A 22,409-nucleotide genomic window follows, 5' to 3' on the forward strand; every position below is an offset into this window, starting at 1 on the left:
TCCAGTAATGTTGTGTATTTCATGTCCCTGGACTTTCTAAGGGAACCAGGGCTGAAAAATCGCCCCGGCCCGACTGGAGGTCATGGCAGGGCTTTGTGTACCTACACAATCAAAGTCCTCAGGACAAACAGCACTCAAAACCGGAGTATATACATTGCAGGACAGAGATCCCTCTTCATCAGAGGAGAGACCCCATGCCGTTCACGTGCATCCAGTGCGGGGAGTGCTGCAGCCACCTGGGCGACGTCCATGTCGTGACAGAGGAGTGCGGCGACGGAAATTTTCTGATGCTGAACCGCTACACCGGGGAGGAGCATGCCGTCAGGATCGATCCCGACAAGACGCACCTCTTCCCTGACCGCGGCATCTTCGAGCGCTGGCCGGATGCCTGCCCCTTCCTCCGAGACGATCCGGTACACGGCCGCATCTGTTGCATCGTCCACCTCACGAGGCCAGAGATCTGTCGGGAGTATTCATGCTGGCGTCTGCTCATCCTGAACGCAAGGGGGCAGCGGGTGGGCCGGGTGATGGAGCGCCGCCATCTCGCGACCGACGACTCCGCCCTCGCAGAGTGCTGGGAGAAATATGTCGGGGCGATCCGCGAGGAGGACGATGGCAGGTGGGACGAGCGGGTGATCGAGACGTTGACGCGGGCGGGGTATCGGGTCAGGCGGTAGGGAGAAAAATTTTATCTCTGCTCGCGCCGCGGGCGTTGCCCCCGGACCCCCCACGACGAAGATGGCCTGGGGGCGGCACGATGCTCTTCAGGATTTTTGTCTTCGCGCTCATGATCTCTGTCTTCCAAACCCAATCCTGTCGAGGGGTCCGGAGGCTGCAACCCGGTGCGAGCATGGAGGAAAGCATGAGATCGATTCGTGCGAGAAGGCGGGACAGCAGGAGATCAGACGTGCCGCCCCCGATCGTAGGATCTTCCCTGCCATCTCGCACCGGGGGGAAACCCCCCGGACCCCCACGACGAAGATAGCCAGGGGACTGCAATTGAGAGAGGTCTCCACCGGTTTTTTTGTCTTGAAAATAAGCGACCAGGCGACGAGAAATTTTCATCCTGTATGCTTGAACCCAGGGTTCATGCAAAATTCTCCAAAACTCGCCAAAGAAATTTCACCGCCGCCTCGCGCCGGGGGCGACACACCCGGAGACCTGCTATGAACGATTGTATGTGGTTGAGACGCGTTCCCGACTCATGCCCGGCCCTCCACCGGCGAAGAAAATCCCCGGCCTCCCCTCGCGGTGCCAGCATCTAAGTCCTCTCCCGCCCAACATGTAAAAGCATCATGGACTTCCCCATCGTCTGGATCTACTGGGCGCTCAGCCTCACCATCGTCACCTATGCCTCGGCGTACATCATCAGGCACCACCGGCAGTACGGCTACCCTGCCCTGGTCGGGTTCTATGTCGTCTACCTCGCCGCCTCCCAGGTGCTTGCGGCGCGGATCGTCGAGTTCGACCTTGGCATCGCTGTCTTCCTCGCCCCAGCCGGGGTCTTCATCTACCCCTTCCTCTCACAGGCCATCGATATGATCAACGAGGTCTACGGCGAGCACAAGACCCACATCGCCATCGGGATCGCCTTCCTCACCCAGGTGCTCCTCGTCGCCTTCATCGTGATGACCAACACCCTCACGCCGGCGCCCTTCTTCGCCTATGAATCGATGTGGCAGGAGGTCTTTGCCCAGAGTCTCAGGATCATCCTCGCCTCCTGGGTCACCTTCCTCGTCGCCCAGAACATCGACGCCTGGATCTTTGCGAGGCTCAAAGAGCGCTATCCGAATCGCGTCCTCCTCAGGAGCGTCTCCAGCGACCTCTTCAGCCTCACGGTGGACAGCGTCATCTTTGTCGTCATCGCCTTCGGCGGCGTCGCTCCGCTCATCCCGCTCATCATCGGTCAGATCGTGGCGAAGAACGTCATCGGCTTCCTGGATACGCCGTGGTTCTGGTGGTATAAACGGTATCTTGAGAAGTAGTTTGTATGCAAACCGCGGGGATCATGGGCCTTCGGCCTCTTGATCCCTGTATCGTGAAGATTGGAGCGAGTGGGTATCAGCCGGATAGAAGAATGGCTTTCCTTGGATCTACTCTTCTGCAGTTTTTCCCTATCTCCATGGCAGGGGCTGGGGGGTGTGAAGCCCATAGCATAAAAATGTTGGAAAGCAGTTGGTTCACGCTCGCATTTGGAATAAGTGAGGTTTTGCTATGAAAATCACCCTGAAGATATGCTATGAAAGATTTTCATTCGGCATGCTTGAGGCGTGCTTTCGCCTCATGAGCAATTCTACAGAGCCGATATGTCTATAATCTGAAATGCATCAGGATTGGAAATAGAATAAAACATCTCTGAACATCCACAGATATCGAGATGCAATTTATCATCCATTTCTTTTAAGGAGATCTTTAATCTCTCGTTTTCATTTCCTTGCCGGACATATTCTGCAACGCTATGATTTTGATCAAATAAAATAATGTGATCAAAACCAGGGATAAAAACAATCTTCAGTTGGGTCTTATCCTTACAAATAAATTGACTTGAATTTTCGATATATCCATGATCGTGAAACCCCCTAAAGAGTTCCTGTGGGATAATAATCGTCGATGGACTATATCCTTTATTTTCAAGCAATGACTTTTTGTCATTTATGGTATCGATAATTGTATCAATATTATTGTCTACTGATCGTGTAATTGCTTTTGAACTTAGAATTGTCTTGATTATGCAAATCTTTTCTTGGCGTGCAATCCTTTCTCCAATGGCTTCAAAAATATGTTTGTTATGATGAATCGGATCAAATACATATTCATCGTTAATCAGATGACGTTTAGGATATCCATTCTTTATTCTTGATGAATATTTCTGGAAATTCGAAGTGTCTCGATCCTCTCTATTGATGATTTTAATCGTTGCAATATCATTTATAGCGATTTTGCCATAACCTTGCTTGATATATTTTTTCAGTTCTCGGCATTTTTCACAGTCATAATCTATTTGTTTCACGAGTTCTTCGGTATGTTCTGAACAATATTCCCGATTTTTTTGAATCCACGTCTTTGTCCGTTCAAGTTGCTCCTCCGCTTTGTTGTCGAATAATTGATCCCAGCAGTCTGCTTCTTCAATCAATAAATCACAGTTCTTCAGTAAATCCTCAGAGTTTTCGACAAAAATATTACAGAATTCCAAATCGTGTTTAAGGTAGTCCCTTCCTGTAGGTTCACCACTTGGGATCTGAGGATCTTCAGTAGTTCTTGAAAGATACCTCGTCATGCATAACAGATAGTATGTCTGCAATGCTCTTTCAGGATCTCTAAATGTATCAAAGATAAGAGTTAACTTACCCATCTTGGGAAAATACCGAACCCCTGAACCTCCATAGAAAAGGACTTTTGTGAGCCACGAAGGATCAAAAAGTACTGGGGAATCATTTATATTAATCGTGTGTGGATTCTTAGATTCAGTGTGTTCCCACAGTTCTTTGATGTATGTTTGGGCTTTGAGATCTCCTTCTTGTTCCCGAAATACAAGATAGGCACCAACAATAAAGAACAGTTGATGCATTTTGAATGCGACAAAGAGTGAATTTAAATTGAATATTTCACGACTGCTATTTGCCTTTAATTCTCCTACAATGGCTGTAAGATTATCGCCAGTTTTTAGTGACGCCTTTATTTCACACTCAAGATCATTTTTGTATTCCGTATACTCATTAATCGCAGTTTGTATTGCGCTATGATCTTTGACTGACTGTTCCTTTATGAGATACTCTAACAATAGATATTTTTCTTTTATTTGGCTGTATTTCGTAGTATCAGAAGCAAAGAGGGGCAAAAATTGAAACTGCTCTAGTGCAATGTCCTGCAATATTTCTTCTTGGATCGATTTCGGGTTGCCCCATGTGTTTTCTACACTATACGTTTGAATCTCTTTTTTAAATGATTCGAAATCATCTTCATCGATTATTTTTTTGTTTACTCTGAAAAGAAACTCTGAAGTATACGCCTTAATAAACTCCATATCAATTTCTGGATTTTCAGTAATCTCACAATTTAGGATGTCAAATATCCCTGTCCAGAGATAATTCCTAAATTGAACACGGAGTTCGACAGCACGGTCTATGATTCTCACGAGATGTAAACAGATCTCATCCTTGACCCAGGAATATTTTTTTTCACTCAATATCCCTCGATAGATATTAAATAGTGCGATTGTAAATTTAAATGAAAAATCAGTATCGGTTCTAGAGATCCCTCTGATTGCAGTCTCTTCAATTGATTCTAATATTTCTTTCACATTTTTCTTTTTGTCCCGCCGTATGTCTGCAATACAATTATTATGCACCAACTGGATAACCTGTTCATAGTTTGTTATCTTTGTCATAAATATGTAATATCGCCAGAATATAATTGACCACAATAAAATAAGAACCAATATAAATATAAATGAGTGCCAATTTGTCATATCCTGCCACATTAAAATAAGAGATATCAGGATTGTTGCCATTGAAATCAAAAAAAGTCCTTTTGTTACTTTGTTATGGATAAACTGTTTCAGAATTTGATAACCATATTTCTCTGATCCAATTTGAACCATAACAAGGGATATAGAAAAAATGATCGCCACAAGGGTTGCCATTACCGTGCAAGCTGTAGCAAAAGTGTTTTGCATGGCTGGATTTGAAGATGTAATATTTATCAGAAGTTGGTTGATACCCTGACCAAGTTCTTTTTGTGTATATGGATTCAAAATCCAGTTGATAATCATGTAATACTCAAACCAAATCATTATTTTTCTCCCTAGTTCCAGCAAGCACCAATAATTTAAGCCATACAATATTTTGTTCCATATTCCTAGTTTAAGTTATCATCGGCCCCCGAAGGATTATTCCAATATTATAAATATGATAATTCATGAAATTGTGCATGTGAGATTTTCTATAGTAAAATTAGAAAACATTTGAATTATTATTGGCCTATTAAACATTAGAAAATCGATCTAATCATATGTTGTCATGTCACTGCCTCAGAGAATAATCTTAGGATCCATATGGCAAATGCACAACTGCCTCTCAATAATGATGACATTGAGAATGCAGGATCCAGGGGCATCGCCCCCGGAGCGAGTGCGAAGGAAGGCATGAGCTTCCAGAGAATTACAAAAAAAATCAGGATCTCAAAAGAGTCCTCACCCCCGCGCCTCCAGTTCCCGCGCCAGCCTCGAACGTTCCAGGGCCAGCCCCAGCTGGAGCCCGATGGAGGAGAGGTTCTCCAGACTGGTGCGCATATAGCACTTCTCTCTGCCGCTCCCCATATTCAGCAGCCCCACCACCTCGCCGCCGATCTTGATCGGCATGATGAGGACGGTCCTCACCCCCTGCGCCCTGACGGCCTCGTCGAGCGCGGCATAGGCCGGGGCTTCGGGGGTGATGTAGACGACCTTCTGCTCCGCAAACGCCCGCTCGAAGAGGGCGTCGAAGACACCGGAGAGGCACATCTGCCGCAGGCTCTCGGGCATGTTCCGCTGCACCCGCGGGACCATCTCGTCGGCCTCGTCGAGGAGGTAGACACAGCCCATCTCGAACCCGAGCGCCCCCATCACCGCCTCGATGGAACGTTCCAGCATTGACGCCTCGTCCCGTGCGTCGTTGAGGATCCCGGAGAGACGGTTGAGGGCCAGGAGCGTGTTGACGTACTCGCTCCGCTCCCGGTCGAGGCGCTGCATCTTGAGGGCGCTCGCCAGTTCGTCGGCGACGATCTCCAGGCTCTCGACCAGCGTCGCGCTCGCCTCCGAACCGAGGAGCAGGAGGACGGCGCCGGTCGCCTCCTCCTCCTCGATGATCGGGACAGCAAGGGCGGATTTTACCTCGCCGCCGATGCCGGGCAGGGCGAGCGGCCCGGCGGCCGCGGTCTCCAGTTGCTCCATGCTCTCCTTTACCAGCGGAAGGACGGTGGCCATGCGATCGTCTGAAGGCTCGAAGGTGGCGTAGGCCGGATGTCCGCCGGGCGTGAAGACCGCCGCATGGAGGTACGGGACCAGTTTCTCCCTGATGCCCGTCATCGTCCCCTCAAGAAGGTGCTCCTCATCCGGTGCGGTCCCGACGCTCCTGATGATATAGAGCAGCGCCTCAAGGTCCCGCTTTGTCCGCCGCCGACTGGAAAGATCTTCTCCGATGACGGCCACGCACCCGGCCGGGCCGGCGGCGGGCGGGGGGACGAGGGTGACGGCATAGGGGCGGTAGATCCCGGCCTTCTCCCTGAGGTCGAGTTCGACGGTGGCGGCCCGGCCTGTTTTCACCGACCGAAGCGCCCCGTCCACCCTCGTCTCGTCGACAGGGCGGAGGAGGTCGCGCAGACCCCTGGTCTCGGGGAAGAGCGAGGCGAAGAGACGGTTTGCGGCCAGCACCCTGAGGTCGTCGGTGACGGTCAGGACGATCGTCTCCGGGAGGGCGAGGCGGTCGGCGAGGTCGGCCTCCTGCCGCCTGGCCTCGTAGAGGGCGAAGGCCAGGGCCGCGAGGTCGGCCTCCTCCTCGGCATGCGCCGCCGCGGGGGCCGCCTGCTCGCCCGTGCCCGACCTTTCCTTTATCTTCCAGAGTTTGCTGCGGCCGACAAAGGTGTACTCCAGGAGCCCCTTCGCGTGGAGGATGCCGAGATATTTCAGGACCGTGGCCCTGCTCTTGCCAGTCCCCCTGGAGATCTTGTCGAGCATGCACTCCTCAGGCCGGTGAGACCTGAGGTAGGAGAGGATCAGTTGCTCGGTATCTGAGTACGTCTCCATGATCCCCTGTGGGTCTATACTATATCGTCTAATATCTTTCGCCACAGGGAAAAGTATATATCAAAACTATACTATACAGTATAGTTAGACCACACAGTCTAAAACCATGAGGTGAAACGACCATGTCCTACGAGACGACCGCAACCGAACTCATCGAATTGCTGGGGCTGAAGGGCAGTCCCGTCGCCGTGAAACTTGCGAAGACCGCCGACGACGTGCCGGCAGGCTATGCAAAAATCGAGAAGAGCAGGCACTGCCAGTTTGTCCAGGACGCCAGGCTCAAAGGGGCCGCCGGGTATGCCACCGCCGAGGAGCACATGTGCAAGGGCGGCGCCGGGGTCATGGGCGTCGGCCCCCTCCCCGAACACCTGGCCAATGGGAGCACCTACCACAAACTCGGGAACTTCAAGACCGCCGAAGGGGCGCTCGAGACCGTCACCGCGATGCCGAAGAGCACTGAGGACTTCTACGCCTCGGTCTACGCCCCCCTGGAGACGGCCGCCTTCGAGCCCGATGTCGTCATCATCGTCGCCACGCCCAGGCAGGCCCTCAGGCTCACCCAGGCCTCCCTCCACACCCACGGAGGCCGTGTCTCCAGCGACTACTCCGGGATCCAGTCCATCTGTGCCGACGCCGTCGTCGCCGTCATCCAGCGCGGCGTGCCCAACATGACCCTGGGCTGCAATGGCTCGCGGAAATACTCAGGGATCGCCGAAGACGAGGTGATCCTCGGCATCCCGCCTGCCCACCTCGGCGGGATCGTCGAGGCTCTGAAGGTCTTCAAGGAGAAGTGGGGGTGAAGATGACAAAGACCGTCAGCGCCCTCGGGATCAAGGCCCCGAACACCTCCATCCTCGCCGACAACGTCGTCAAATATCTGGACGACCCGGCGGAGACCGTCGTCTTCCTCCTCAGCCCCGGTGCCGAGGAGGGGATGGAGGCTGTGGCCAGGAAGCACGGCTACACCCTCGAGATCACATCATCAGACAAACACACGGAGGCACGCATGACCCCCACAGGCAGCACCATGGAAGAGATCGACGTCAGCGGGGACTTCTGCCCCGGCCCGGTGATCACGGTCGGCACCATCCTCGCCACCCTTCCGGTCGGGGAGAGGTTGAAGGTCACGAGCGCGAGCGCCGACTCGATCGCCGACATCGCCGCGGCCGTCGAGTCGTCGGGCTCGAAGGTCGTGACGCAGGGCGCCGACGGCGAGAAGCACTACCTCATCGCCGAGAAGGCCGAGAAGCAGGAGGGCACTCAGGCCGTCGTGGCCCGCGACCGCGTCCTCATCGCCCAGAGCAACGGGATCGGCAACGCCGAGCGGGCCTATGCGACCTTCCTCTTTGCGAAGGCGGCGCAGAGCATGGGCAAAGAGGTGACGATCTTCCTGCTCATGGACGGCGTGAGCATGGCGCGGCAGGGGAACGCCGCGGTCGTCAAACACCCGGCCTTCGACCGCCTCGACCGGCTCATGGACGAGGTGATCAGGGGTGGAGCCACGATCTACGCCTGCGAGATGAGCGCAAAGTTCAGGGGGATCGGTGAGGCCGACCTCGTGGACGGGGTCAGACTCGCCGGGGCCGCAACCTACATCCAGCTCCTCAGCGATCCCGCGAACGCCGTCGTCAACTTCTGAGGTGAAAGAGCATGGAAATGATCTATCAGGTGCTCGCCCTTGCGGTCCTCGCAAGCAGCATGGTGACCGGGTTCATAACGTTCAGGATGCTCGGGATGAAACTTGCCCTCCACTTTGGGGCGCTGATGCTCGCCCTCGTTGCCACCCTGGCTGCCCTCGCGACCGGCATCCCGGCGCTTGCCATGGCCGCCGCCGCTCTCCAGGTGCTGGCGACGGTCACGGCCTTCACCCAGGTCTGGGCCACGTTCAGGTATTCGTTCCAGACCTCGCCGGGGTTCGCGCCGCACCTCGCCATGGTGACGATGCTCCCGGTGCTCGCGGCGGCCTCGGTGCTGCTGTGAACTGCAAGCCCTACAAACGTCCAGCCTCGATTATCCTCTCAATCCTCTTTTTTGCCCCTCACATCCCCATTCACCTAAAGATATATGAGATGCCCGGCCCATCAGGTAAAGGGGTGATGAAACGATCTCCGAACTGGTCCTCTGTGTCATACTCGTTGTTCTTGGAGCGATCCTTTGTCTGGTCCCCTTCAGGAGAAACCGGATCATCGGCCTGAGAATTAGGCCTACGTACGAGCCCGAAGCACTCTGGAAAAGAAAGAACCGGTACTTCGGATTCTTCCTCATCATCATCGGCCTGCTCCTCCTCCTCTTCATTGCCACGCCATATTACCTGCTCTTCCTCCTCTCCGCCCTCATGATCTCCCTGGTTGCGGCCTATGTCGAGGAGAAGAGCCTGCTCGTCACCCCCCTTGCACTCTTCGCCTTCTTTCTCCTCACCGCTCTCTGTGCCTGCCCTCTCCTTCCCGGCGAGATAGCGGTCCGCTTCTCAGGGCTTGAAGCAAACGGATGGGAGGCGAAGGGTCCATACCTCCTCGCCATGATTGCGCTCTCCTCGCTCTTCCTTCTCTTCTCTGCCTTTGCCGTGCGCTCCAGACATGACGAGGACGTGCTCCCGGTCATGAACGGATCCCTGCTCTTCCTTCTCGCCCTCAATGCGATCTTCATCGCCGTCCAGATGTACGGCGAGCACCTCATCGCCCTCGGCTACCTCGCCCTGATCGTCTTCTTGGCATTTGTGGTCCGCGAATCTATCACCTGGATACGGACGGCCGGAGTAAAAGAATGAGAACGGTCCCCCTTCTTCTTGCCCTCCTCCTCGTTCTGGTCGTCGCTCTCTTACCATGCTGCGTGGAGGAGGGGGCCATGGTCCAGATTGAGTATGTCCCCCAGAGCGACCAGGCGATCGACTGCGGGATTGCGGGAATCGCGATGCTGATAAAACACGCCTGCCCCGAGGTCGGCTACGGCGAGATCGTCTCCTCTCTTGCCATGCCCTGCACATGTTCCTACATCCCTGGAAGCCTTGCCTCGCAGGCCACCTGGCTCTGGGACGAGGACTATGCATTCCAGGCGTCGCTTTATGGGCTGGAGTATGTGCCGTCCCCTCACCAGGGCAACGCGACCGACGAACACTATGAGGAATACCTCCAGGAGATCAAAAATTCCCTTGACCGAGGGGTGCCGGTGATGGTCGGGGGCTGGGACCTCTATTATGACGAGTTCTACCTGGACCGACTGGAAGGATGGGGAATGGGGCCTGGCCAGGCCGGGCACAACATCGTCGTCGTGGGCTATGACGGCGAGGGCATCCACTACCTGGATCCCGGCGCCGTCGCCAACCAGCGAGACGAGGTCGGGAATGTCACCTATTTCCAGCGCTATGACGACTTCAGGCTGGCGGTCACCTCCCTCCCCGGCCCGGGGACGCTCCATTACTGTATCTATGAGAAGACCGACGAACCCCTGCCCGGGGACGAACGGTCCGGGTTGATCAGAGAGAGGAACCTGGCGAAGTTCCACGGAGACCCTGAGGGGCATACGATCAGGTCTATGCAGAGGCGTACCGGCACTCGGTCTTCGGGTCAGAGGGCCTTGAGGCGTTGCGCCAGGATCTTGAACCAGACAATCTCTCTCAGATCCTCTCCCAGAGAAAGACTCACCTGAAAGAGGGATTTCTGGCCTCATCGCTGGGGGTCGGGAGCGTGCGATATATGTGGTATACCAATGCCTGGGCGGCCGGGTGGGGGAGCGCGTATTGCGAGGGGATCGGCGACGACGAGGGGGCCGCGCTGATGGCCGACCTGAGCGCCATGTTCAGGGAGAGCGACACACTCTTTACCGGAATAATCCAGGCATATGACCGGGAAGGCTCATGGAACCCTGACGACCTGGACCAATTGCAGTTAACGGTCGACGAGATCGGTCGTCTCTATGCCGCGCTCCAGGGAGAGGACGAACCCCTCCGGTCCAGCGAGTGAGGGCATACCCTGATCCAGGTCTTTTGGAAAACTATACCTCCCTGCATGATGACCTCCACCTATGAAAAGTACCTTCCACATCATGCTCATCCCGACACTGGGCTGCCCGGCCCACTGCAAATATTGTTGGAGTTCAGATGAGCACTCCCCGCGGATGAGCATCAAGACTGTCGAGGATGTGGTCGAATGGCTCAAGGACTTCAGGGACGACCAGGTCACCGTCACCTTCCATGGCGGCGAGCCCCTCCTGGCCGGCGAGGCATTTTACCAGGAGGCCCTCCCCCTCCTCGCCGAAGGGCTCAGCCACCTCCACCCCACCTTCGCGATCCAGACCAACCTCTGGCTCCTCACCCCCGGCATCGCCGACCTCTTCGCGAAGTACAAAATCCCGGTCGGCTCCAGCATCGACGGCCCCAAGGAGATCTGCGACCTGCAGCGGGGCGAGGGCTACTATGAACGGACGATGCAGGGCTACGAACTTGCCCGCGAGCACGGGCTCGACGTCCGGTTCATCTGCACCTTCACCTCGTACTCGGTGGAGCGCAAAGAAGAGATCTTCAACTTCTTCCTCGAGAACAATCTGACCCTCAAACTCCACCCGGCCCTCCCGTCGCTGCGCGACTCCAACCCGGACGAGTGGACGCTCACGCCGGAGAAGTACGGCGAACTCCTCGTCTACCTCCTGGACCAGTCCCTCGAACACCTGGGCGAGATCGAGGTGATGAACATCAACGACCTCTGCCGTGGGGTCTTCACCCGCCACGGCACGGTCTGCACCTATGCCGACTGCATGGGCAACACCTTCGCGATCGGCCCGGACGGGAGCATCTACCCGTGTTACCGTTTCGTGGGCATGCCCGAGTTCGTGATGGGCAATGTCGCCACGCACCCGAGCAGAGAGGAACTCGAACAGTCCGCGGTCTGGAAGCAGATGGAGGCGTTCAAGGCATATGTCGATGAGCACTGCAAGGACTGCGCACACATCAAATATTGCCGGGGCGGGTGCCCGTACAACGCCATCGCACCGACCGGCGGCGAGGTGAAGGGCGTCGACCCGCACTGCCCGGCCTATGCCAGGATCTTCGAGGAGATTGGTGAGCGGATCAACAAGGAGATGTTCGAGTCCTCGCCCTTCCTTGAGATGGGCGGGCCGCGGTCGAGACGGGCGAGGGAGACGAAGCCGGGCGTGATGGCGCTGATCAGGCAGATGGCGATGCGGTGAGGGCGACGCCTCTCTCTTCTTTCCTCTTCGGGTGGCTCTCCCGGCCATCTAGAACGGTTTTCGTGACGACATTAAGCACGAAAGGATTCATATGATGACTGTCCCGATTGGAGGCTCTCAAAACATCCTAGAAATAAAAATAAAAACTATTTTATTATCTAAATTGCAAGTAAAAGCCAGAGACGTCATGATACCTGACTTGCATGCGATCTGTCTTAACGATCTCCGGCGACGGAGGGGAGACGAGGGCGTATGATCCCCGACGACCTCCTCCCGACAGCCTTTGCCGTTGTCTCGTCACCGAAGCGCTACGCCCTCTTTCTTGGCTCAGGGATATCGAAAACCGCCAAGATCCCGACTGGGTGGGAGATCACCGAGAACATGATCAAGAAGATCGCCGCAACCTCTCAGGAGCAGATCGATGGGGATCCAGTGGCATGGTACCGGGAGAGGTCGGGTACAGAACCAACATTCTCCGGTCTCTTTGAAGACCTGAAGGCGTCCAGGGAAGATCAGGGGGCCGTACTCCGTGAGTACTTCACGTTCGAAGGCGAGGACGGCGAACGGGTCGCCCCTGAACCGACCGAGGCCCACCGAACGATCGCAAGGATGGTGAGAGACGGTCTGGTCGGCCTCGTCATCACCACGAACTTCGACGACCTGCTGGAGCGAGCGCTCCGTGATGCAGGAGTTCAACCGACGGTGATCACCGAAGGAAGCGAACCGGTGAAGATGTCGATGATCCCCGACCACTGCCGGATCGTCAAGGTGAACGGAGACTATCCCAACACTCCCCTAAAGATGACGCCGGCAGACCTCGCCTCCTATACACCCGAACTCGAAGACTATCTGGACAGGATCCTATCCGAGTATGGATTGATCGTCTGCGGGTGGTCGGCGAAGGACGATACCGGACTGGTAAACATTCTTGCAGGCAAAGAGGGAGAAAAAGAACGGGTCAGGAGATATTCAGTCTATTGGTGCCAGCGGAAGGACTCTGGACCTCTTCCGGAAGCGATTATGGAGAGCCTTCATCCATCAATAATTGAGATTGCGTCTGCGGATGAGTTTTTTGGGGAACTTCATTCTCGCATTGAGGTTTTGCGCCGGTACGAGCAGAAAGAAAAAATGAGCGTCTCGACCGCGGTGCAGAAGGTCAAAAAGATTCTCAGGAAGATGAAACCCGAAATCGTTCTCCCTGATCTCATTCACAAAGAGACCGATCGTCTGCTTGCGTTCATCGCCAATAAAAGACAGTATAATCCGGCGATTACGAGTTCAAAAGACCTCCTCAAACAGATACTCAAGGATTTAGAGGAAGTCACCGCGCCGCTGGCGGCAATGGTCGCCACGGTGGCATATTATGATAATAATGAACACGTGAAACTGGTCTCAGATACGATTGAACGATTAGTCCATGCTCATAATATTCCTGTTGAACCCGTTAGCGTAGATGAAGAATTTAAAAGAGGTTTATCCTCTCTGCAACATTACCCTGCTGTTCTTGTCATCTATTGTGCAGGGATTGCAGCGGTGCGTAACGAGAACTTCAATATGCTGGAAGCCGTTCTGAGGAAACCGAAGAAGCATCCGTATAATGGTTTATTGCAGGATGATTCTATTTTCAAGTGGGCAAATGTTTTCGATACGATCAGTTTTGATACAGGATATATTGACATAAGAAACTCCACCAGAGATAGGCATTATATCACTGACAACTATCCCGACTCTCCTTACGAGGAGATGCATACTATAATCCGGAGCCTGATCCCGAATCAGTTCGCCTTCTCAAGATCTCTGGATGTCTTTGAGTATATCTTTGGACTTGCATATATAGCAGATTCCAGAGACGAAGAGATCGAAAGAGGTGCATTTCGTATGTCGACTCCCGGTCCTCTTCGGTCTCAGAGTTTGTATCAACGCAGAAATCCACTGTATGGTTCGATCTCCCCTCTCCCTCCCCATATCTTTACCTACCTCGCCGACCTCCAGCAGAAGGCAAAGGGCTCTAACTTCTTTGGTGGGAATTTATCGGCATTTGAAGAGGCGAACCGAAAATATGCAATGGGGTTTGAAATTGAATGTCCACGCACAGGGATCAAATTAGAGATCCGCGGGGGGCTTTATTAATCTCGTGCGAAGGTTTCCATATCGTCATCAATCTCGGAAACAATATCCATTGGCGGTTTTATGGATAGGAATCCTTACCATCCCCCTTCCTATCCTCCACATGTTGAACTGCGAATCTACTACTGATTTCGTTAAAATTAGTATTTCACTCCCCTATGAGATTGAGAGTGTTTCACCCGGCGTGAAGACAAGGGAAGGCACGTCGATCAGACGTGCCGCCCCACCAGAAGGAGAAGGAATGTTAAACTGTTTTCTCCTGCCGGGGGGAGAACCCCGGACCCCCCCCCACGACGAAGATAGGCTGAGGGCGGCAGCAATCTCTTGAACTACGCCGTGTTTCGGAAACGCCTTCCAATCACAGATGTTGGCATGGGGTTTTGGGATATGCTCCATGACAATCTGCGACACCCATATCCCGCGTCCCTCAAATCCGCGGCCCCGAAAAAAAGAGTTAGTAAGGATAAAAGATGAAGAAGGCCAGACAGAGCAGGAAGAGCACCCATGCCGCCGGCTTGACATCATGCACCTTCCCCTGCACGATCTTGAGGAGCGGGAAGAGGACAAACCCCGCGCAGAGCCCGACACCCATGTTGTAGGTGAAACTCATCAGCACGATGACCGCAAACGCCGGGATCGCCTCGGCATAGTCCTCGAAGTCCAGGTCCTTCACCGCCGACATCATCATGATCCCGACGATGATGAGCGCCGGACCGGTGGCCACCGCAGGGATGGCCGCAAAGAGCGGGGAGAAGAAGAGCCCGAGTGCAAAGAAGCCGGCGATGAACAGAGCGCAGAGCCCGGTCCGTCCCCCGGCCTCGATCCCGGCCGAAGACTCGACAAAGGTGCCGGTCGTCGTCGTCCCGGCGACGGCGCCAAAGACCGTCGCGAGCGAGTCGGCAAGGAAAGGTTTCTCAATCTCGGGCAGGTTCCCGTTCTCGTCCAGGAACCCGGCCTTGGCCGAAGCCCCGATGAGGGTGCCCATCGTGTCCAGGAAGTCCATCGTGAACATCGTGAGGATAACCGCAAAGAACCCCCAGGAGAGCGCCCCCATCACGTCGAGCTGGAGAAAGACCTGCGAGACGTCGGGAGGCATACTGACGATCTCTGCCGGTGCCTTCGCCACCCCGGTCGCAAAGGCGATGAGGGCAGACGTAAGGATCCCGATGAGGATCGCGCCTTTCACTTTGCGGATCATCAGGGCCGCAATGATCAAAAACCCGATGACGGCGATCAGCACCTCAGGCGAAGTGACCTGCCCAATATGGAGCGGTGCATCCGCGGTCCCGAGGACGACGATCTTTGAGTTCACCAGTCCGATGAAGGTGATGAACATCCCGATCCCCACCGCGAAACTGACCTTGAGGTTGTAGGGCACCGCCTCGGCCATGACATTCCTGGACTTCGTGAGCGTGAGGATAGTCAGGAGCACACCTGAGATGAAGACCGCACCAAGGGCCGTCTGCCACGAATATCCCAGGACCCCGCAGACCGTGTACGCAACAAAGGCGTTCTCTCCCATATAGGGAGCGATCGCAAAGGGTCGGTTGGCATAGATCCCCATGATCACTGTCCCGAAGATGGCCGAAAGAATTGTTGCGACCATCGCCGGGCCGAAGGGCATACCCGCCGCCTCAAGGATCGCCGGGTTGATGACGATGATGTAGGCCATCGTCATGAATGTAACAAGGCCGCCGACAAACTCTTTTTTGACCGACGTGCCATGCTCGCTGAGTTTGAAATGACGTTCTAAGATATTTTCGCCCATTCTTGAAATCACCAGACTTGTTTTACCGTTTTTTGTACATTTTTGGTGAGGTGCAGATTAAGGGTGTCGGGCCTTGCAGGAAAGACTCATATAGAGGATGTGGCAGGAGGTAGGTGGGGAGGGGCACTCATGGAAGGCGAGAAGACCCGGCCGCGGCCGAACCATCTTATTGGAGAGAAGAGTCCGTACCTGTTACAACATGCTTATAACCCGGTGGACTGGCGTCCCTGGGGGGAAGAGGCGTTTGAACATGCACGGCGTGAACATACACCGATCTTTCTCTCGATCGGGTATTCGACCTGCCATTGGTGTCATGTGATGGCAGAGGAGTCATTTGAAGATCCCGAGGTGGCAGACCTTCTCAACGAGACCTTTGTCATGATCAAGGTCGACAGAGAGGAGCGTCCTGACATCGATGCGGTCTATATGGAGGCGTGTCTCTCGCTCACCGGGACAGGGGGGTGGCCCCTGAATGTCATCCTGACGCCAGAGAAACTGCCGTTCTATGCGGCCACCTATATCCCCAGGGAGTCGCGGTTTGGGATGACCGGGCTCCTCGAACTGGTCCCACGGATACGGAGGCTCTGGGCCGACCAGCAGAAAGACGTCGCTGCATCGGCCGAAGAGATCAGGAACCGCCTTATCCGCGCCCAGGCGGCCAGGAAGACCGGCACCGAACCAGGGATCGACCTCATCCACCGGACCTACCGGGAACTGATCCGGCGCTATGACCAGACCAACGCCGGTTTCGACCACGCTCCAAAGTTCCCGGTGCCGCACACGCTTCAGTTCCTGATACGCTACTGGAGCGAGACCGGCGAGGAGAGGGCACTCGATATGGCCGAAGAGAGTCTGCGGTCGATCAGGGGAGGGGGGATCTTCGACCAACTCGGCTATGGGGTCCACCGCTACACCACCGACGCCGAATGGGTGGTGCCCCATTTCGAGAAGATGCTCTATGACCAGGCTTTTCTTGCTCTTGCCTGCACCGAGGCGTATGAGGCGACCAGGGAACCGTTCTACCAGGAGACGGCCGACGAGATCTTCGAGTACGTGTTGCGGGACCTGCAGTCGCCTGAAGGCGCGTTTTTCACCGCAGAAGACGCGGACAGTGAGGGGATCGAAGGGAAATTCTATCTCTGGACCGCCGAGGACGTGGGAGAACACCTCGACCCCGCGGAGGCTGACCTCTTTGTGAGGGCCTACGGCATCGGCCACACCCTTAAGAGCAAGGGGCCGGTGCCGGGCGTGAACATCCTGCACCACCGGGTGCCGGTGGCCGACCTCACCGAGGAGTTTGCGATGTCTGAGAAAGAAGTGCGGACTCATCTCGAAGACGCGAGGAAGGTTCTCCTCTCGGCCCGTGCCTCGCGCCCGCGCCCACCTGTCGACGACAAGGTGCTCCTCGACTGGAACGCCTTCATGGTCGCGGCCCTGGCCAGGGGGGGCAGGGTCTTTGGGGAAGAGCGGTATATCGGGGCGGCCGAGAATGCGGCCGGGTTCTTGTTCGGCAGGTTGCGGGGGAAGGACGGGGATCTCTTCCACCGCTACCGGGACGGCGAGACGGCGGTCCCTGGCATGCTCAACGACTATGCTGCTATGGTCTGGGCGCTCACCGAACTTTATTCAGCCACATTCGAGGGGGCGTACCTGCGGGAGGCCAGACGGCTTGCCGACCGCATGATCGACCTCTTCCTGGACGGAGTGGAAGGGGGGTTCTATACCACTCCGAAAGGCGGCGAAGAACTGATATTCAGAAAAAAGGAGGCCTATGATGGAGCGGTGCCGTCGGGAAATTCGCTTGCATTCACCGCGCTGCTCACCCTGTACCGCCTGACCGGCACTGCGCAGTATGCGCAGGTCGCCTCGTCGGGCTTTGGTGCCTTCTCGACGATGGCCTCTGAACGGCCTTCCTCCTATACTGGATATATGGACGCTCTCCTCTCCGCGCTTTCCCATTCCTATGAGGTGGTGGTCGCGGGCGAGAGGGATGATCCTGGGACAGCGCAGTTCCTCGCGGTCCTGAAGGACTATTATCTCCCGTACACCTCGGTGGTCCTGCGGGACGGCCATAACCAGGAGGTGCTCGACGAGGTCGCACCCTACACGCGCGAGATGGACCCCGACGAGGGGAGGCCAGTGACCTATCTCTGCCGGGGAACGGCATGCGAGCAACCGGTGACCGACACCCCTACGCTCAGGGAGGTCATTGCAGGCGAACGGGTCGGATGGGGGAAAGACTATATGGAGCAAATCATGAAGAGAGGGTAACCCTGTGGGGGGGACACATCCATGAAGAGTGGGAAATGGACACTCATGGTGCTTGCCGCACTTGCAGCCGCACTGATGGTCTGCGGGTGTACGAGCACCCCGCCGGCCGACCAGACGCCGTCGCCGACAGAGGTCACGACGACTGTGCCTGCCGGGGAGACGGAGACGGAGACCGAAACCGAGACGATAGCTGAGACGGAGACCGAAACCGAGACGGAAACTGAGACTGAGAACGTTACTGAGACAGAGAATGTAACAGGGAGCGAAGTCGAAACGGGGGCGGAGGATGACATCGTCGCAGTCGCCTCCAACGCAGGGACCTATACCACCCTGTTGACCGCGCTGGACGCGGCCGGACTGACCTCTGCTCTCCAGGACGAGGGACCATATACGGTCTTTGCACCGAATGACGCGGCCTTTGAAGCGTTGCCTGCCGGGACTCTCGACGACCTCCTGGCCAACACCACCGAACTGACCAGCGTACTGCAGTACCATGTGGTGCCTGGCGAGTTCAACTCGACCTCTCTTGAAGATCTCGATACTCTTGAGACCCTTGAAGGCGAGATGCTGAATGTCACGGTCACCGACGGTGTCGTGACCGTGGAGGGGGCGACAGTGATCACTGCGGACATCAATGCGAGCAATGGTGTCATCCACGAGATCGATACTGTGCTTCTCCCGCCGGCAGTCATGGCCGCCGAGGAGACTGGAGAGAACGAGACGGTCGAGGTCACAGAGACCGAGACGGAAACTGAGACTGAGGTTACAGAGACTGAGACGGAAACTGAGACTGAGGTCACAGAGACCGAGACTGAATCAGACGAGACGACCGGGATCTAAATGGGTCTGGTCGAGATGTGACGGCGCGGCGTGTCGCCTCATCGAAATGGTGCCAATGGCACGTGGTTCTCGGGTGCGTCATGCCGGGAGTGGTGATTCACTCCCTGGCTCCGCGCCTTTTCTGGTCCTGGACCCATCTCTGATTATAACCTCTGGAGAAATCCTCGCCGATTATAGGTGTGAGTGTGATTCCAGCCTTCCTCTCTCTTCTCACCTGGTGCTCCTTCCCCCCAGGATCCCGGGGACGAGGATTGGACCAGGAAGGCGCCTTTGATGACCCTTAAGAAAGGGTCTCCCATCCTCTGCTACAGAGAACCATCAAATCCCTTCCCTTATCAGTCACATCAGGGGGCGGCCGCTCCTCTTCTCATGCTCGTCGCTCAGTCGACGGCATGTCGTCCTCTGCTCATGACCGTCTTTATACCGCCGGGATTTCGGCTCTGTAGAAACCCTCACTTCTTCTCAGTGCAAGGGTGACTCAATCGCCTTCCCACACAATCACACCAGGGGCGAGTGCCGCCCGGACCCCCAGGACCACGATGGGGCCGGGAAGGCACAAAAATGACCCTGAAGAAGGTATTGTCGTCCTCTGCCTATCCTCGTGCGGGGGTTCGGGGGGCGGCCAAGCCCCCCGGCGAAGAGAACCATCATGAGGGTTTCTACAGAACTGGAATTTCTTCTTTTCTTGGTTCTTTCTGGACGGTGCGCCCGGTGTTGATCCAGGCATTCATCCCGCCCAGGATGTTGGTGACGTCCTGGTAGCCGTCCCTGAGGAGGATTGAGGCGGCAAGGCTCCCTTTAAACCCGGTGTTGCAGTAGGCCAGGATGGCCGTGTGTCTTGGCACCTCCCTGATCCTCCTGGCGATCTCCTCAACCGGGATGGAGTGGGAGCCAGGGACCGCCCCGATCGAGAGGCGGGTGGGGCGGTCCCTGACGTCGATTATGAACTGCCCCTCTGCGTCGGGATCGACCTCGTGGACCGAGCAGGTCTTGCACCTCCCGATGGGGCGACCGCTCTGGTACCATGCTCTCATCCCGCCGGCCAGGTAACCGTCGATGGCGTCGAACCCGAGACGACGGGCCTGGGTCGCGGCGGCACGCGGGGCCCGGGCCACGTCGTCGATGAAGATGACGGCCCGGTCATATCTGGCATAATAGCCAAGATATGCCGAGACCCCTGCCTGCCAGATGTTCAGGCTCCCCGGGACATGGCCACCGGCAAAGGCGGACGGTCCCCTGAGGTCGACGAGTGTGGCGCCCCGTGCGGCCGCATGCTCGATTGCATCAGGGGGCATCGGTCGCATCGGCGTGGTCTCGCCACCCCGGAGGGGGAGGGGCCCGGAGAGGTTGTAGCGCTCCATGGTGGCAAAGTACGGCGGGATGGGGTGGTGCTCGGCACGTTTGCGGGCGACGAACTCTGGCCGGTTCAGTTGGAGGAGCGGGTTTGTCCTCTTCTCGTGGCCGACGGTGGTGAGTGGGCGGTCGCTGATCGTGCCGCCGCAGACCGACCCGGCGCCGTGGGCCGGGCAGACGATGACGCCGTCGTGGAGGGTGAGAATCTTTTCGTGGAGCGAGTCGTAGAGGGCGCCGGCCATCTCGTCCAGACGGTCTTTGAAGAAGTCGGTCCTTCCCACGTCTCCGGCAAAGAGGGCGTCGCCGGTGAAGACCATGAGGGGTGCGTCGGCATGCCCGGCCTCGGCGAGCACCAGGGAGATGCTCTCGTCGGTGTGGCCAGGGGTTTCGAGTACCCGCACCTCCAGCGGTCCAACGCCGACGACCTCTCCCTCTTTCACCGGACGGCCGAAGCCGAAATCGAGGGCCACACCGTGAAGGATCTCTGCGCCAGTCGCTCTGGCAAGGTCGAGCGACCCGGTGCAGTAATCTTCGTTCCGGTGGGTCTCGAAGATGTGGGTGATCTCGACCCCGTGTGCGTCGGCGAGGTCGAGGTAGACCTCCACATCCCGCCTGGGGTCGACGACGGCAGCGGCCCGCCCGGCCCCGACAAAGTACGAGTAGTGGGCCAGTCCAGTTGATTCGATCTGCTCAAAGATCATGTCCCTCACTCGTGGTGGGGAGGGGGTCGGCGATATATAAGGGTGTCTGGGGGGTGCGGGTGTCGCAGGGAACGGGTGCGACCCGTACCCGGATCTCGCAGGATTGCCCCTATTTTGGGGATCTGTCCCTCTGATCCAGGCATATTCTGGGCGTATTTTGTGATCTCTGTAAATTTGGCCTTGTTCATGAAATACCGGATGGAACGTCTCCATCTAAGCCCTCTCAGGGGGGTCATATGGGGGCGGGGGATATTATTCTCTCGTCCTTGTTTAGAGGGGAGCCCTGGGGCTTGTAAAACGGAGGAAATCGCCTCGATTTTATGGGGGAGATTTGTCTGGATTGGATCGAGTCGTAGCGAACCCTTTGAATGGATCTCTCTGCCCGGGTGATGGCCCTCGAAGACCAGAGATCGTCTCATGCTCTTTTTGGTCTCACCCCCGACCTACTCCTTCTTCAAGGCCTTTGAGCTTGCCTTCCGCACCCCGTCTTCTCGTGGGAGTCTATAATGCAGTAGGCGGAGGCTTGAGAACAGAGGCAACAGGAGATCCCTGTGAAGAAAAATATGGCTCTGTAGAATTCCTCTGGATAACTCATTGCGTGGGGCGTGCCGCTCCCCGGGCCCCCCAGCCGAAGATAGGCGGGGGATGGCAGTGCGCTCTTCATGGTCATTGATTGTGCCTTCCCGCCCCCATCGTGGTCCCCGGGGTCCGGGGGCAGCGCCCCCGGTGAGAGACTATGGGAAGGTGATTGAGTCACGCTCACACCAAGAATAATAGGTGAGGGTTTCTACAGAGCCCAATTTTCAGGCGTTAAACCCTCCACTGAAGAGAGGTGTCATGAGAGGCTCTGTAGAACGTATTCTCCACACCCAAACAGTATTCCTCTGTTATTGAATCCTCGGGGAACTCTTCTCCTGGAGCAGATCCCATACATCTCTGAGAGTTGAAGGTTCAGCCGAACCGAAGCGCTTCCTTCAGGAAACTATGAACGCCTATCTTCCATCGGGGGCCGAGGATATGGGAAGACCATGAATGCATGTGTGCGCTACGAAGAGGTGAGGGTCTCTCCTCCATCATCTGTCTCGATCTTCTGCGAGAGGGAAGCAGGAGAGTTTTGGGATAATTTCCAGGATTACGCGCAGATCAGATCGACGACTCATTAGCCTGACATGACCTCTCTTCTTCCCTGATCATCGCCACGATCTCCTCTTCGAGGGGACTGGCCCTGGTCAGGATGATGTCCCAGAGTATTGTTGGTTTCACGGAATAATGGGTCTGTAGAAATCCTTGCCCTTTATGGGTGCACGCGTGACTCAGCCGCCTCCCCTCATGAATCTCGCCGGGGGCGAGTGCCGCCCTGATCCACGGAAGCAAAATAGAGCCGGAA

The 22,409-nt window shown here is 56.1% G+C and carries 16 protein-coding genes; 12 read left to right on the top strand and 4 right to left on the bottom strand.

The window, feature by feature from the left end; all coding sequences use genetic code 11:
- The first annotated feature begins 194 nt into the window (after positions 1-194).
- Entirely contained in the window at positions 195-677 is a 483-nt protein-coding gene (locus tag J2129_RS03485; RefSeq protein ID WP_209629496.1) for a YkgJ family cysteine cluster protein, read from the top strand.
- Between the two features lie 618 nt (positions 678-1,295).
- Positions 1,296-1,985: a queuosine precursor transporter gene (locus J2129_RS03490; RefSeq protein ID WP_209629497.1), complete on the top strand. Its 690-nt coding sequence runs from the start codon at positions 1,296-1,298 to the stop codon at positions 1,983-1,985.
- A gap of 308 nt (positions 1,986-2,293) precedes the next feature.
- Here the strand turns inward: J2129_RS03490 and J2129_RS03495 are convergent, their stop codons facing one another.
- Both J2129_RS03495 and J2129_RS03500 read right to left on the bottom strand, forming a co-directional pair.
- Positions 2,294-4,771: a DUF2254 family protein gene (locus J2129_RS03495; protein WP_209629499.1), complete on the bottom strand. Its 2,478-nt coding sequence runs from the start codon at positions 4,769-4,771 to the stop codon at positions 2,294-2,296.
- 420 nt (positions 4,772-5,191) lie between these two features.
- Positions 5,192-6,781 carry a GAF domain-containing protein gene (locus tag J2129_RS03500; protein WP_209629501.1) on the bottom strand — a complete coding sequence of 530 codons (1,590 nt, stop codon included), beginning with the start codon at positions 6,779-6,781 and terminating at the stop codon, positions 5,192-5,194.
- A 122-nt stretch (positions 6,782-6,903) separates the two neighbouring features.
- On the opposite strand from J2129_RS03500, the gene J2129_RS03505 reads away from it, so the two are divergent.
- The 8 genes from J2129_RS03505 to J2129_RS03540 all read left to right on the top strand — a co-directional run bounded on the left by J2129_RS03505 (position 6,904) and on the right by J2129_RS03540 (position 14,092).
- Entirely contained in the window at positions 6,904-7,581 is a 678-nt protein-coding gene (locus J2129_RS03505; RefSeq protein ID WP_209629503.1) for a DUF169 domain-containing protein, read from the top strand.
- A 2-nt stretch (positions 7,582-7,583) separates the two neighbouring features.
- Positions 7,584-8,420, top strand: a complete 837-nt coding sequence (locus J2129_RS03510; RefSeq protein ID WP_209629505.1) for a DsrE family protein — start codon at positions 7,584-7,586, stop codon at positions 8,418-8,420.
- 11 nt (positions 8,421-8,431) lie between these two features.
- Complete coding sequence (locus J2129_RS03515; RefSeq protein WP_209629507.1) at positions 8,432-8,761, top strand: DUF5400 family protein; 330 nt, start codon at positions 8,432-8,434, stop codon at positions 8,759-8,761.
- 202 nt (positions 8,762-8,963) lie between these two features.
- Positions 8,964-9,548 carry a hypothetical protein gene (locus J2129_RS03520; protein WP_348632331.1) on the top strand — a complete coding sequence of 195 codons (585 nt, stop codon included), beginning with the start codon at positions 8,964-8,966 and terminating at the stop codon, positions 9,546-9,548.
- Positions 9,545-10,426, top strand: coding sequence for a hypothetical protein (locus J2129_RS03525; protein WP_209629509.1), 882 nt, complete (start codon positions 9,545-9,547; stop codon positions 10,424-10,426). The genes J2129_RS03520 and J2129_RS03525 overlap by 4 nt, the downstream gene beginning before the upstream one ends.
- Positions 10,427-10,473: 47 nt before the next feature.
- Positions 10,474-10,740, top strand: coding sequence for a hypothetical protein (locus tag J2129_RS03530; protein WP_209629511.1), 267 nt, complete (start codon positions 10,474-10,476; stop codon positions 10,738-10,740).
- 61 nt (positions 10,741-10,801) lie between these two features.
- Positions 10,802-11,962 carry a TIGR04083 family peptide-modifying radical SAM enzyme gene (locus tag J2129_RS03535; RefSeq protein WP_209629512.1) on the top strand — a complete coding sequence of 387 codons (1,161 nt, stop codon included), beginning with the start codon at positions 10,802-10,804 and terminating at the stop codon, positions 11,960-11,962.
- 252 nt (positions 11,963-12,214) lie between these two features.
- Positions 12,215-14,092, top strand: a complete 1,878-nt coding sequence (locus J2129_RS03540) for an SIR2 family protein (protein WP_209629514.1) — start codon at positions 12,215-12,217, stop codon at positions 14,090-14,092.
- 451 nt (positions 14,093-14,543) lie between these two features.
- Here J2129_RS03540 and J2129_RS03545 read toward each other — a convergent pair whose 3' ends face one another.
- Positions 14,544-15,857: an NCS2 family permease gene (locus J2129_RS03545; RefSeq protein ID WP_209629516.1), complete on the bottom strand. Its 1,314-nt coding sequence runs from the start codon at positions 15,855-15,857 to the stop codon at positions 14,544-14,546.
- Positions 15,858-15,986: 129 nt separating this feature from the next.
- Between J2129_RS03545 and J2129_RS03550 the strand changes: the two genes are divergently transcribed.
- On the top strand, positions 15,987-18,128 hold the full coding sequence (locus tag J2129_RS03550) for a thioredoxin domain-containing protein (protein ID WP_209629518.1): 2,142 nt from the start codon (positions 15,987-15,989) through the stop codon (positions 18,126-18,128).
- A 21-nt stretch (positions 18,129-18,149) separates the two neighbouring features.
- Positions 18,150-18,968 (top strand): fasciclin domain-containing protein, encoded by an 819-nt coding sequence (locus J2129_RS03555; protein WP_245320589.1) that lies wholly within the window; start codon positions 18,150-18,152, stop codon positions 18,966-18,968.
- Between the two features lie 659 nt (positions 18,969-19,627).
- Here the strand turns inward: J2129_RS03555 and J2129_RS03560 are convergent.
- Positions 19,628-21,022 carry a rhodanese-like domain-containing protein gene (locus tag J2129_RS03560; RefSeq protein ID WP_209629520.1) on the bottom strand — a complete coding sequence of 465 codons (1,395 nt, stop codon included), beginning with the start codon at positions 21,020-21,022 and terminating at the stop codon, positions 19,628-19,630.
- Between the last annotated feature and the right edge of the window lie 1,387 nt (positions 21,023-22,409).

Source organism: Methanofollis sp. W23 (genome assembly GCF_017875325.1).
Lineage (GTDB): Archaea > Halobacteriota > Methanomicrobia > Methanomicrobiales > Methanofollaceae > Methanofollis.

Coding starts and splice junctions, on each gene's coding strand:
- J2129_RS03535 (WP_209629512.1), top strand. CDS start 10,802: ATGAAAAGTACCTTCCACATCATGCTCATCCCGACACTGGGCTGCCCG.
- J2129_RS03540 (WP_209629514.1), top strand. CDS start 12,215: ATGATCCCCGACGACCTCCTCCCGACAGCCTTTGCCGTTGTCTCGTCA.
- J2129_RS03515 (WP_209629507.1), top strand. CDS start 8,432: ATGGAAATGATCTATCAGGTGCTCGCCCTTGCGGTCCTCGCAAGCAGC.
- J2129_RS03525 (WP_209629509.1), top strand. CDS start 9,545: ATGAGAACGGTCCCCCTTCTTCTTGCCCTCCTCCTCGTTCTGGTCGTC.
- J2129_RS03510 (WP_209629505.1), top strand. CDS start 7,584: ATGACAAAGACCGTCAGCGCCCTCGGGATCAAGGCCCCGAACACCTCC.
- J2129_RS03500 (WP_209629501.1), bottom strand. CDS start 6,781: ATGGAGACGTACTCAGATACCGAGCAACTGATCCTCTCCTACCTCAGG.
- J2129_RS03545 (WP_209629516.1), bottom strand. CDS start 15,857: ATGGGCGAAAATATCTTAGAACGTCATTTCAAACTCAGCGAGCATGGC.
- J2129_RS03560 (WP_209629520.1), bottom strand. CDS start 21,022: ATGATCTTTGAGCAGATCGAATCAACTGGACTGGCCCACTACTCGTAC.
- J2129_RS03505 (WP_209629503.1), top strand. CDS start 6,904: ATGTCCTACGAGACGACCGCAACCGAACTCATCGAATTGCTGGGGCTG.
- J2129_RS03490 (WP_209629497.1), top strand. CDS start 1,296: ATGGACTTCCCCATCGTCTGGATCTACTGGGCGCTCAGCCTCACCATC.
- J2129_RS03550 (WP_209629518.1), top strand. CDS start 15,987: ATGGAAGGCGAGAAGACCCGGCCGCGGCCGAACCATCTTATTGGAGAG.
- J2129_RS03485 (WP_209629496.1), top strand. CDS start 195: ATGCCGTTCACGTGCATCCAGTGCGGGGAGTGCTGCAGCCACCTGGGC.
- J2129_RS03495 (WP_209629499.1), bottom strand. CDS start 4,771: ATGATTATCAACTGGATTTTGAATCCATATACACAAAAAGAACTTGGT.
- J2129_RS03555 (WP_245320589.1), top strand. CDS start 18,150: ATGAAGAGTGGGAAATGGACACTCATGGTGCTTGCCGCACTTGCAGCC.
- J2129_RS03530 (WP_209629511.1), top strand. CDS start 10,474: ATGTGGTATACCAATGCCTGGGCGGCCGGGTGGGGGAGCGCGTATTGC.